Raw genomic sequence first — 11,881 nt, 5'->3', positions numbered from 1 at the left:
TTTTTGTTTTAATATACATGGCGGGCCATCCCGCTTTTTTTTATACTTAATATATTAACTATGGAAAACAAAATTGAAGGTTGTTATATAGCGTGATACAGGGGGAATTTTACATGCTAAATGCAAATGTAAAACATTCATTCATCAAGGTTGTAGGAGAGGAAAATTTTGAAGATAGTAAGGCTGGCAGACTTGTTTATTCTTATGATGCAACACCTAATTTTCAGTCTATGCCAGACGCTGTTGTAAGTCCAAGAAATAAACAAGAAGTTGCGAAAATTGTTAAGATTTGTAACGAAAATTCTATTCCCATCGTTCCTAGAGGCTCCGGAACAAATTTATGTGCCGGTACCTGTCCAACTGAAGGCGGCATCGTATTATTATTTAAACATATGAACAAAGTGATTGAGATTGATGAAGAGAATCTAACAGTCACTGTGCAACCAGGCGTTATAACTCTAGATATGATAAATCAAGTGGAAGCAAAGGGGTTGTTTTATCCGCCAGATCCAAGCTCCATGAAGATTTCTACGATTGGTGGAAATATCAATGAAAATTCTGGTGGTTTGCGTGGATTAAAGTACGGTGTCACTAGAGACTATGTTATGGCATTAGAAGTAGTTTTGGCTAATGGTGATATTATTCGTACAGGTGGAAAACTGGCTAAAGATGTAGCCGGTTATGATTTTACCCGTTTATTTGTTGGCTCAGAAGGTACACTTGGAATTATTACTGAAGCAACTCTTAAATTAATACCGATGCCAGAAACGAAAAAGACCATGCTTGCCCTTTACCAAGATATTGAAGCTGCAGCTAAATCAGTTTCTAAGATTATTGCTAATAAAATTATACCAACTACATTAGAGTTTTTAGATCAACCCACGCTTGTTGTAGTAGAGGCACACGCACAAATCGGATTACCTACAGATGTTAAGGCTGTCCTTCTCATTGAACAAGATGGACCGCCAGAAGTTGTTGAACGTGATATGTTGAAAATGGAAGAGATTTGTAAAAAAGAACAGGCAATTTCCGTAAAAGTCGCTGCGTCTGATGAAGAAGCCGAAGCCTTAAGAACAGCAAGACGTTCTGCTTTATCAGCACTTGCGAGACTAAAACCTACTACTATTTTAGAAGATGCAACTGTTCCTCGTTCTGAGATTGCTAAAATGGTAAACGGAATAAACGAAATTGCTAAGAAATATGATTTAAATATTTGTACATTTGGTCACGCTGGGGACGGAAATTTACATCCTACTTGCCCAACAGATGCTAGAGATCATGATGAAATGGAACGTGTGGAAAAAGCGTTTGAAGAAATATTTGTGAAAGCAATCGAGTTAGGCGGAACCATCACAGGGGAACATGGAGTCGGTGTCATGAAAGCACCTTATCTAGAGCTAAAATTAGGAAAAGAAGGAATTGCTGCTATGCAAGCTGTAAAAAATGCTCTTGATCCTAACAACATTATGAATCCTGGCAAGGTGTTCGCTAAAGATAGTAGAAAACGCGTGGTGATTACAAAATGACAACATTGAAAGAGCAACAAGTGATACAAGAGGAATTTAAAGCACGAATGGATGAAGATGAACTTTTGAACTGTATGCGATGTGGTTTTTGTTTACCATCTTGCCCTACCTATGTAACTTCAGGTTTTAAGGAATCCCATTCACCACGCGGCCGTATTGCCTTAATGAAGGCAGTAGTTGATGGCTTAATAGAACCAGATGAAGATGTAGAACGCTCGCTTGATCTTTGTTTAGGTTGCCGTGCTTGTGAGCCTGTATGTCCTTCTGGAGTAAAATATGGACACTTATTAGAAGAAGCACGTGATATTATTAATCAAAATAAGAAACATTCTTTACCTGTTCGGGCAGTAAGAAAAGTGGTATTTGAAGGATTATTTCCACACCAAAACAGAATGAAAGCTGTGACTGGTTTATTAGGATTTTACCAACGTTCAGGACTACAAAAAGCGGTTCGTTCAGTCGGTTTCATGAAGCTGTTTCCGGAAAACCTTGCTACAATGGAAAAGGTGTTACCTAAAGTCCCTACAATAAAAGAAATGAACAATCGACCTGAATTTGTTGCCGCAAAGGGTGTTGTAAAGAAGCGAGTGGCTTTCTTTTCTGGTTGTTTAATGGATACCATGTTTTTAGATACTAATAACGCGACATTAAAGCTATTGCAATTAGCAGGTTGTGAAATTGTTATTCCAAAAAATCAAAATTGCTGTGGTGCTCTCCATGGACATAGTGGAGAAAAAGAGGGTTCAAAAGAGCTTGCAAAGAAGAATATCCAAGCCTTTGAGGATTTAAATGTAGACTATATTATTACAAATGCTGGTGGTTGTGGTGCGTTTTTAGTTGATTATGACCACTTACTTAAAGATGATTCAGTCTGGAAGGATAGAGCCAAAGCCTTCAAAGATAAAATAAAAGATATCACTGAAATTTTATACGAAGTTGAATTTCATAAAAAACAAACCTTAAAGCTTCCATACCAAGTAGTTACGTATCAAGATTCTTGTCACTTAAGAAACGTTATGAAAACAGCCTCTGCTCCTCGTGTTCTTCTAAAAGCGATTGAAGGAATTGAATATAGAGAAATGAAAGATGCAGACCGTTGTTGCGGGTCTGCGGGGATCTATAATATTGTTGAGTCGGAAATGTCGATGCAAATTCTTGACCATAAAATGGAGCAAGCAAAGGCTACTCATGCCAATACGATAGTAACAGCTAATCCAGGCTGCTTATTGCAAATGAAATTAGGAATTGAAAGAGAAAATTTAAGTCAAGAAGCTAGAGCTGTTCATATTGTGGATTTGTTGTTAGAAGCAGTGAATGAGGTTCCTACTTTAAATTAAAATCTTACAAGAGCTGATTTATTCAGCTCTTTTTTATTGGAAGAATTAAATTCTATACGAAAACATTACCACTAATAAATATCTCTATACTTCTAATAATAACTTATACAGAGACATACTCTGTAACCTTTTATAAGGAGATGAATGATATGGCAAGGAGCAGCAATAAGTTATTAGTTCCTGGTATTGAGCAATATTTAGATCAAGTTAAATATGAAATCGCCCAAGAATTTGGCGTTAATTTAGGTTCAGACACAGTATCTCGTGCAAACGGTTCAGTTGGCGGAGAGATTACTAAAAGACTTGTTCAACAAGCACAGGCTCAATTGTCTGGACGCAACCAATAAAACTAAATATAAATGGCAAAAAAGTCCGGATTTAATTTCCGGACTTTTTCTTGTTATCCCAAACTTTATGCTTTTTCACATTCTTGTTGTGCTGAATCCTATTATGTTTTCCGTTATTTTTTCGAGGTACGCTTTTATATACATGTTGCTTTTGGTTTTTGTTTATAGAATGTCTAAAATTTTTCATTCGATCAATAGCTTTCGTTTCTCTTTGTAAGCGAAAGCCTTGACCATTTGTAGCGTTTTGTCGATTAGCTAGATTATTTTTTTTTTCCTTTAACTGAACTTTTTTCTTCTCTAGTCCAGGTGGGAGCTTTTTTTCTTTGTTCAGGTTTGAATTACCATTAACATTGCCTTTGTTTGACTTAAAACGATTGTTTTGACTATTTATATTTTCGCTCTTATTATTTTGTTTCTTTTCATTAGGGCGTAAGTTTTTGTTTGTATTGTCTAATTTCTCTTTAGATTTGTTATTAGACTTAGATTTTTGTTTGTTAGGAGCGGTATTTTTTGTTTCTACTTTCTTTTCAGGCTCTTTTTTCTTAGTAGGAATAATAATACTAGGTTTCTTTTTGGCCTTTTGTTTCGCTTCGACAAATTTACCAGCAGTCAAACCATTTTCTTTCGCCTGTTCTCTGTCTTTTTTACTGGCTTCAATGGTTTTAACAACTGCCTGCTCCTTACTTGCTCCAGCTTTAATATCATCAACTGTTTTAGCTAATTTCTTTTCAGCTTTTTCTTTTACTTTACCTGTATGAACTGTTCCAATTACAATTTCTTTATGTTTTTGAAGGTATCCCTTTTCCTTCAGTTGAAGGAGAATTTTTTCAGAGACCACTTCCAAGTCTTTCTTTTTCCAATTATCTATTTCTGTAATGATTGATTTTCCATCCTCATTGTATGGTATCAAATCAATTACTTGAAGCTTTTCATTGACCCCCAGCTCCAGGCTCGGATTAATGTCCATAGAGACATACGCATAAACTTCATCATTGTTATTAAAAGATAAGAATGATACAAATACTAAAACAAAGGCTAGAGCTGCTGCTACAATTGACTTCCCTCTAAATGAGTTAAGGATAGAAAAGAACGATTGTTTCCTCTTTTCTTCTACTGGTAATGGAAAGAAATCAATTTCTTGACCTATTTCATAATGATAGTTTTGCTTTCGAGCTTTTAGAAACTCACCTTCAGGGGTTAATAATGTTAAAAAACGTTCATCAACTTCTAAAACAACACCTTTTCTCACGTTTCCAACACCCCTCTAATATAATCCTTTAAGTACACATAATCACCTATCAAAATTAATGACATTGCGATTATATATTTTCTATTTCTCTCTATTGTCTTCCTACTCACATTTACTACACTCTCTAGTTGTTTGATTGGAAGTCTTTTCTTATCTAGTAAAATCTCTTTTAATTCTTGATTATTGACAATGGTATTTGCAATCTCCATTGCATTTTTTCTAGCATCTGCATGCTTTGGTGATTGTTCTACTAATTCCTTGAATGTTAAATCAAATTGACGAAGCACCATTGTAAATTGAATGATTTCTTCTCTTCGACGTTCTTCCTCCGTCTTTTTCTGATACTCATCAATTGATAACTCTGCTTCGATGGAAGATTGTGAGCTTTCTTCTTCAGGATCTTCATTTGTCATATCGAAGCTTAAGTTCTGGTGCTTTGACTGTTTTCTAATGTAGTCGATGACTCTTCTCTTTACCAAAACCTCAGCAAAGCTAATAAGTGAACTTCCTTTATCAGAACTATATTTTTGTATCGCTTCGTTAAAAGCAATTAGTCCAATACTAAACTCATCATCGGTTTCATGGATATATCTCTTACAAACAGAGGAGACGGTCTTAGCGATAAATGGCTTATAAGAATCGATTAGCTCATTATGTAGTCTTTCGTCTCCCTGTTGTATCAAGTGTACTTGTTCTTCAAGCGTTTTTTTCTTTTTCTTGGCCATAAACAATAGACCTAACACAGCCTCACCCCACATCACAATATATCATACGCTATATTGTCATGTTTTTTAAGGGTAGGTTTTTGGAAAAAGAGAAATGAATTTAATTATTCTCTGTCTTTATTCCCGTGCTTTTTATTTTCATGACCTTTTCCCTTGTTTTCTTCTCTCTTTTGCTTAGCTGCTTCTCTTTTTTGTTCCTGCTTAGCTTTAACTTCATTTTTCTTAGCTTCAACTTTTGCTTTTACTTCAGCTTTCTTCTTCTCTACTTTTTCTTTTACTTCTTTTTTCTTTTGTTCAACTCTTGCTTTGTTTTCTTCTTTCTTTACAGCTTTTGCTTCTGCTTTAGCTAACTTAGTTTCAGCTTTTAACTGGGCTTTTGCTTCTTTTGTTGTTTCTTTTTCAACTTCGTCTGTCTCTTTGTTTGTATCAGTATCAGTACTTGTTTCAGTTACAACACTAGTCTCTTTGTTTTCTTCTTTTACTTCTGTTGTGTTTTCAACATCTGTTTTCGTTTCATCTTTAACTTCTGTGGTAGCTTCAACTTCTTTTTCTAGATCATTTCCAAATGCAATTTTATCTACAAGTTGTAATTTACTTGCTAGACGTGCAAGACTTTTTTCGATATTTCTTTTTAAAGCTGCTTTAGCTACTGGGTTTTTCACTTTATTCATTGCCGCAGTCAATGCAATGATATTTTGAGCCATTAATGTTTCTAGTTCCATTTCTGTTTTTTCAGCTACAACTTCTTCTTTTTCTTCTACTTCTACTTCTTTATCCTCTGTAGTAACTTCAACTTTTTCTTGATCTTGATCTTTATCTTCTACTTTAACTTCTGCTTCTTTTTCTTCTTCTTTATCTTCGTCCTCTTTAGCTACTACATCTTCTTTTACTTCAGTTTCTTCTTCTACTTCAGTTTCTTCTTTTTCCACATCTTCTTTTACTTTTGTATCGTTGATGATAGCAATTGCCTTCTCGATAACCTCAATAGCTTCTTCCTCTTTGCCTTCTGAGATTAACACTTCTGCTTCTGCAATACGCTCAGCCGCAAATTTAGCAAGTAATTCTGCTTCCTTTGCATCATCAAAAGTAAATGCTAGTTTAATTTTTTCTAAAGCAATTTTTGCAAAATAGAAGAAGTTACCTGGAACTAATGATGGTGATTTTTCTAATTCTTCAATTTTGCCTTCAGCTTCTTCAATTGCTTTTTCTTGATCTGCTGTTACCGTTACTTCTGCTTCTGTGTTATCCGTTGCTGTTACATCGTTATTAACTTCAACCGTTTCATTATTTTCACTGTTATTCTCTGATGCATATGCTAAAGTTGATGAGAAAGTAAATGTTCCTGCAATTACTACTGCTAATGTGCTTTTTACGATTTTGTTCATGTCAAAGTTTGTCATTTTCATTTTTAATTTCACCTCATGTATTTTTCAAGCGGCCGCTTTTTCATTAAATCACTACGCTACCCTATTGGGGGTTTGTGGGGGTGAAATAAAAAAAGAATTTTTCTTCGTTAGATTTTATGACAAATTTTTTACAAGAAAGACGCTAACCATGGGCTTTCAAAATCTTTTTGTAAGACATTTGGTTATAATTACCACTATAGAAACAACAAAAAAGACCAGCAGCTATTGCTGTGGCCCTTACGCATTTTAGGTTCTAGTGGCAGCTTGTGCTTCTTTATTTGAGAAGAAATAGCCTCCTGCAGCTATTCCTACTAAGATAATCCAGAAAGTTAACTTCCAAGGTGTTGATTCAGGGAAATGTTCATCAAGTATACCAACATCAGGGTGAGCTAACGTAAATACAGCAAGTTTCACACCAACCCATCCTACAATTAAAAAGGCAGCTGTTTCGAGACTTGGTCGAGTATGCAGCAATTTAACAAACCAAGTGGCAGCGAAACGCATGATAATTAAACCAATTAATCCACCTAAAAACATGACTATGAATTGACCTCCATCAATTCCACCAATCGTAAACCATCCTGTTGGAGTTAAAGTTACGGCCAAAGCAACCGCTGCTAGCATTGAATCAATCGCAAACGCAATGTCTGCTAGCTCGACCTTTAATACCGTAACCCAAAAAGAAGATTGTTTTTTCCCTTTTTTCAAATTTTCATTTGCATCAATATCTTTTTTACCTTTATATTTGCCATATAAATTGTGTATGGCTATATACAATAGGTAAAGTGCCCCTAATGCTTGTACCTGCCATACATCTGCTAATAATGATATTAAAAACAAGGATAGAAAGCGGAACACAAAAGCTCCTAGTAATCCGTAGAAGAGTGCTCTTTTCTGTTCCTCTGGTGGTAAGTGTTTAACCATTACTGCTAGTACAACAGCATTATCCGCAGCTAATATTCCTTCTAATCCCACTAATACGATTAATACCCAACCATATTCTAAAAGCATTGCAGCATCCATTGTATTCGCCTCCATTTATTAATATTTCTATATCTAAATAGAGTAGGCACTGTAATTGTTGGAAATTAAAATTCTGACATTCTTTGCCTTAACTAGAAAGAACCTCTAAATAGTTTAGAGGTTTTTCATGCATATGTATTACTACGTCTTACTTTTAATATAATATATCTAATAATAAATCCAACCATTAATCCAGGGATTATGGATAACATAGGGAGAAAGACTGGTCCAAATAGAACCCCAAAAATTTTAAGTTGTGTAGAGTACATTAGTCCTACGGTAATAAAGTATGCTCCAAAGACAAAAGGTAAAAATGATAATTCTTCATTTTCTGGCATAGCACTCCGGTAGGCATCCCACATGGCAAACATGTAAAGACAGGGATAGAACATTAGCCATTGAAAATCCAGTACCGCTATAGCCTCTTGAATGTTTCCCTGGAAGCTATTCATAATGGCTAAATTAAAACGACTAAAAACATTAATCAAGAATTCTAACGTTACTAAAGATATTCCTTTAAGGAATTGTCCCATTAATAATTGACTAAATCCAGGTAAAGCAATACTCCATAATACAGCTTCTAATTTACTCATTTTTTTCATCCGAATCACCAGGGTCCATTTTTAAGAGGCTCATTTTTCAAAGGTCTTTACTCTCATACTTTTTGTTCATGAAGCATTTGGTTATACAACATACAATTCTTTGTTCACTTTTATAAAGATAGAATGCTCCTATTTCCCAATAATTATCAATCAATAACAAAACATTTTTCCTACAGATTTCGACATACACAAATAAAAGCCAGGAAACCTTATTGAGAGTTCCCGGCTTTATAAACTAGATCGCTTTCCATTTAAAAGAGCAACACACTCCGATTATCACTCTTTGTTCTTCCCTTGTTTGTTATCTTTTACTAATAGTAATAAATCTTCAAGCATTTGTGTCATATCTTCTCTACTGTAATTGCGGTTATCACCTGAAGGTAGTAATTGTTCTTGTTGTTCTTGTTGTTCTTGTTGTTCCTGTTCTTCTGATCCCTTTCTATCCTCTACTTTTTCTTCCAACAAATAAGCTGGAATCAGATGCCCATCAGGTGTTGCATAAAGTTTGTTCATTCTTCTAGTCTCTTTATCGAAGAAGCTGTAGACAATCGGAATGATATACAATGTTAAGAAAGTACTACTGATTAAACCCCCAATTACTGTAATTCCCATTGGTTGGTTTATTTCAGTGCCTTCCCCAATCCCAAGTGCAAGTGGGATTAAGCCTAAAATAGTGGTTAAAGCTGTCATAAAAATGGGACGAGCACGATCCTTGACCGAACTTACTATTGCATCATACGATTTCATTCCCGCTTCTTTCTTCTGATTAATATAATCAACAATAACAATCGCGTTATTCACAACGATACCCGCTAACACAATGATTCCAATGATGGCTGTTAAGCTAATTGGCGTTCTAGTGATGGTTAAAGCAATAGCAACTCCTATAACCATAAGTGGAACTGTAAACATAATGACTAAAGGATACTTAAAAGATTCAAATTGGGCTGCCATTACAATGTAAATAAAGACAATTGCTAGTACAAACGCTAATAACATATCATCCATTGAAGAATCGAGTAACTCTCTGTCTCCACTAAAAACAATTTCGGTTTCATCTGGGAGTTCAAGGTCTGTAATTTCCTTATCTACTTTCTTTGATACAGCACCCATATTAGTTGAATCCTTATATTTCAATGTAAACTGAACAGCATCTTGTTGGTTAATTCGTTGTATGTTTACCGGTCCTTTTCCTCTTTCAATATCTACAACTTGATCTAATGTAATATAGTTTCCGTCAGGCTTTTTAATCAGAAGGTCCTTCAAGTTATCAAGATTCTTCGTAATCTCTTTATCATACTCAACAAATACTCCGTAAATAGTTGAAGTATCTTCATCTATCATTTGTGTCGCCTGATTACCTCTAGTAACGTCATTAACAATCATGGCAATTTGCCCCGGAGCTAATCCTTGCTCTAATGCTTTATCGCGGTCAACAGTCATTTGCACTTCTTCAATTTCATCCATTAAGTCTGTGGTTAGTTCTGTTACATCGTCTAAATCCTTTAAAGCATCGTATATTTGATTAACTGATTTATTTAATCGTTTTTCATTGATGTCTCTTACACTAAAAGTCAGTGTATTCGGACTCGAACCTGAAGAAGATTGTAAATTAAAAGTGATTTCTGCCGATTCATTAACCTTTTGGGCGATTCTTTCCATATCTTTTTTAACACTATCAACAAATTCAAATGTAGACTGTTCTCGCTTGTCAAAGTCTTTCATTTTGACATATAGTTCACCAATGTTCGCATTTCTAGAACCTCGGAATGACCCTTCCTGTGTCGTTCCAACTAAACTTACATATGTTTCTACATCTTCTTTACCCTTTAATTCTTCTTCAAGTGCATCAATTACCTTCTTTGTTTCAGTTAGAGCAGTTCCGTTCTCTAGTTTTATGCGGGCTGTAAAGAAGCCTTCGTCTGTATTAGGTAAAAATTGTGTACCTACAGTTGTAAGACCATATCCCCCTCCGATAAGGAGTGCAAATGTGATGATTAAGACAAAAGCTCGGTTTCTAAGTGACCATTTGATTGATTTCTCAAGTGCTAATAGAAATCCTGAGTTTTGCCTTCTTTCCTCTACATTTTTCTTAGGTGCCTTTAACAAACGACTAGCTAACATCGGAACAATTGTTAAAGCCACGAATAATGAAGCAAATAAGCTAAAAGAAATCGTCAAAGCAAACTCAGTAAATAGCTCACCAATAATCCCAGTTATAAAGACAACCGGTAAGAATACAGCTACAGTTGTTAGAGTAGAAGCGGTTATTGCTGCACCAACTTCTTTCGCTCCATCTCTTGCGGCTTCCTTCGAATCTTTCCCCATTGATAAATGACGATAAATATTCTCAATAACAACAATAGCATTATCGACTAACATCCCTATACCAAGGGCTAATCCACCTAATGTCATAATATTTAAAGTGAAATCTGAAAAGTACATAAGGACGAATGTAACAATGACTGAATAAGGAATAGCAACTCCAATGATGAGTGGACTCTTTACATTTTTTAAAAATAAGAAAAGAATAATCATCGCTAATGCGCCACCAAGAATTAAGGAGTTAGAGATATTCCCGATTGCTTGCTGGATATAATCACCTTGGTCGAAGATGATATCCGATTCTATTCCTTCATACTTTTCTTTTTCTAATAACTTATCTAATTCATTAATAAAGTTTTTTGATACAGCTGCTGTATTTGCATCTGATTGCTGAAGGACACTTAATAAAACAGAGGATTGTTGGTTCGTTCTTGTAATCGTTCGATCATCTTGATTAACAAGCTTAACTTTACTAATATCCTTTAATTTAATTTTCTTTCCATCTAAAGGATTAACCGTTACAGTTAAATTCTTTAAAGTGTCTAATGAATCAACTGTACTTATGATACGAGTAGTTAGTTCTTTACCTTCAGTTAATATCGTATCTCCTGGCAAGGAAATATCATTAGATTGGATTACATCAACAACGTCGGATTGACTTAACCCGTAATCTCGTAATTTTTCTTGATCAAGCTCTACACGAACTTCCTTAATGGAAGTACCTGATAAGTTAACACTGGCAACTCCATCTACTTTCGTTAATTCTAATTTAAGTTGGTCAGCTAATTCTCTTAGTACATCTGCATCTTCTTGTGAACTTAAGGAAAGTTGAATAATTGGAAACTGTGCAAGATCAAACTTTAAAAATCTAGGTTTATCCACATCATCAGGTAAAACAGTTTGATCAATTCGTTGAATAATCTCATTTTGAATGTCATCAATATTTGTAGTCCAAGAAAACTGCATCAATATAAAATTGGCACTTTCTTGTGAGGTTGAAGTTAAGGTTTTAATTCCAGGTAAGGTTGCTAAATTAGCTTCTAATGGCTTCGTTACCTTTTCCATCACTTCATTCGGACTTGCTCCTGGATAAGAGGTTACGACAACACCAACCGGAGGATTGATATCTGGAATTAACTTTAGAGGAATATTCAAAAGGGATACGGTCCCTAAAATTAATACAAGCATCATGGTTACTAGCGTAAAAATAGGACGCTTAATTGAAAAATTACTTATTTTCATTAATGTAATTTTCTCCTTTCACCTATCAATTAATGACTGACCAGACAGTCAAATCAATTTGAATTTATCATGTACATCCCTACTATATAGAACTAAAAA

9 protein-coding genes are annotated in these 11,881 nt (G+C 34.9%); 3 read left to right on the top strand and 6 right to left on the bottom strand.

The window, feature by feature from the left end:
* The first annotated feature begins 113 nt into the window (after positions 1–113).
* The 3 genes from glcD to SM124_RS01995 all read left to right on the top strand — a co-directional run bounded on the left by glcD (position 114) and on the right by SM124_RS01995 (position 3,210).
* On the top strand, positions 114–1,526 hold the full coding sequence (glcD, locus tag SM124_RS02005; protein WP_322444812.1) for a glycolate oxidase subunit GlcD: 1,413 nt from the start codon (positions 114–116) through the stop codon (positions 1,524–1,526).
* A complete protein-coding gene (locus SM124_RS02000) occupies positions 1,523–2,863 on the top strand; it encodes a (Fe-S)-binding protein (protein ID WP_322444811.1) in 1,341 nt (446 codons plus the stop codon). Before glcD ends, SM124_RS02000 begins: the two co-directional genes overlap by 4 nt.
* A 149-nt stretch (positions 2,864–3,012) precedes the next feature.
* Positions 3,013–3,210: an alpha/beta-type small acid-soluble spore protein gene (locus tag SM124_RS01995; protein ID WP_322444810.1), complete on the top strand. Its 198-nt coding sequence runs from the start codon at positions 3,013–3,015 to the stop codon at positions 3,208–3,210.
* Positions 3,211–3,241: 31 nt separating this feature from the next.
* Here SM124_RS01995 and SM124_RS01990 read toward each other — a convergent pair whose 3' ends face one another.
* The 6 genes from SM124_RS01990 to SM124_RS01965 all read right to left on the bottom strand — a co-directional run bounded on the left by SM124_RS01990 (position 3,242) and on the right by SM124_RS01965 (position 11,782).
* Complete coding sequence (locus SM124_RS01990) at positions 3,242–4,459, bottom strand: anti-sigma factor domain-containing protein (protein WP_322444809.1); 1,218 nt, start codon at positions 4,457–4,459, stop codon at positions 3,242–3,244.
* A complete protein-coding gene (gene sigI, locus SM124_RS01985) occupies positions 4,456–5,202 on the bottom strand; it encodes an RNA polymerase sigma factor SigI (RefSeq protein ID WP_322444808.1) in 747 nt (248 codons plus the stop codon). The genes SM124_RS01990 and sigI overlap by 4 nt, the downstream gene beginning before the upstream one ends.
* Positions 5,203–5,288: 86 nt before the next feature.
* Entirely contained in the window at positions 5,289–6,590 is a 1,302-nt protein-coding gene (locus tag SM124_RS01980; RefSeq protein WP_322444807.1) for a DUF5667 domain-containing protein, read from the bottom strand.
* Positions 6,591–6,836: 246 nt separating this feature from the next.
* A complete protein-coding gene (locus tag SM124_RS01975) occupies positions 6,837–7,613 on the bottom strand; it encodes a TerC family protein (protein ID WP_322444806.1) in 777 nt (258 codons plus the stop codon).
* 125 nt (positions 7,614–7,738) lie between these two features.
* Entirely contained in the window at positions 7,739–8,215 is a 477-nt protein-coding gene (locus SM124_RS01970) for a hypothetical protein (RefSeq protein ID WP_322444805.1), read from the bottom strand.
* 276 nt (positions 8,216–8,491) lie between these two features.
* Positions 8,492–11,782 (bottom strand): efflux RND transporter permease subunit, encoded by a 3,291-nt coding sequence (locus SM124_RS01965; RefSeq protein ID WP_322444804.1) that lies wholly within the window; start codon positions 11,780–11,782, stop codon positions 8,492–8,494.
* Positions 11,783–11,881: the final 99 nt, after the last annotated feature.

The sequence above is a fragment of the Robertmurraya mangrovi genome, from assembly GCF_034427655.1.
Classification (GTDB): Bacteria; Bacillota; Bacilli; order Bacillales; family Cytobacillaceae; genus Robertmurraya_A; species Robertmurraya_A mangrovi.
The sequence above is the reverse complement of the archived record's forward strand: the minus strand, read 5'-3'. Positions and strand labels throughout refer to the sequence as shown.

What these genes read in the sequence shown, in the direction of transcription:
- SM124_RS02000 (WP_322444811.1), top strand. Translation starts at nt 1,523, where the DNA reads ATGACAACATTGAAAGAGCAACAAGTGATACAAGAGGAATTTAAAGCA.
- SM124_RS01970 (WP_322444805.1), bottom strand. Translation starts at nt 8,215, where the DNA reads ATGAAAAAAATGAGTAAATTAGAAGCTGTATTATGGAGTATTGCTTTA.
- SM124_RS01980 (WP_322444807.1), bottom strand. Translation starts at nt 6,590, where the DNA reads ATGAAAATGACAAACTTTGACATGAACAAAATCGTAAAAAGCACATTA.
- SM124_RS01965 (WP_322444804.1), bottom strand. Translation starts at nt 11,782, where the DNA reads ATGAAAATAAGTAATTTTTCAATTAAGCGTCCTATTTTTACGCTAGTA.
- SM124_RS01995 (WP_322444810.1), top strand. Translation starts at nt 3,013, where the DNA reads ATGGCAAGGAGCAGCAATAAGTTATTAGTTCCTGGTATTGAGCAATAT.
- SM124_RS01975 (WP_322444806.1), bottom strand. Translation starts at nt 7,613, where the DNA reads ATGGATGCTGCAATGCTTTTAGAATATGGTTGGGTATTAATCGTATTA.
- glcD (WP_322444812.1), top strand. Translation starts at nt 114, where the DNA reads ATGCTAAATGCAAATGTAAAACATTCATTCATCAAGGTTGTAGGAGAG.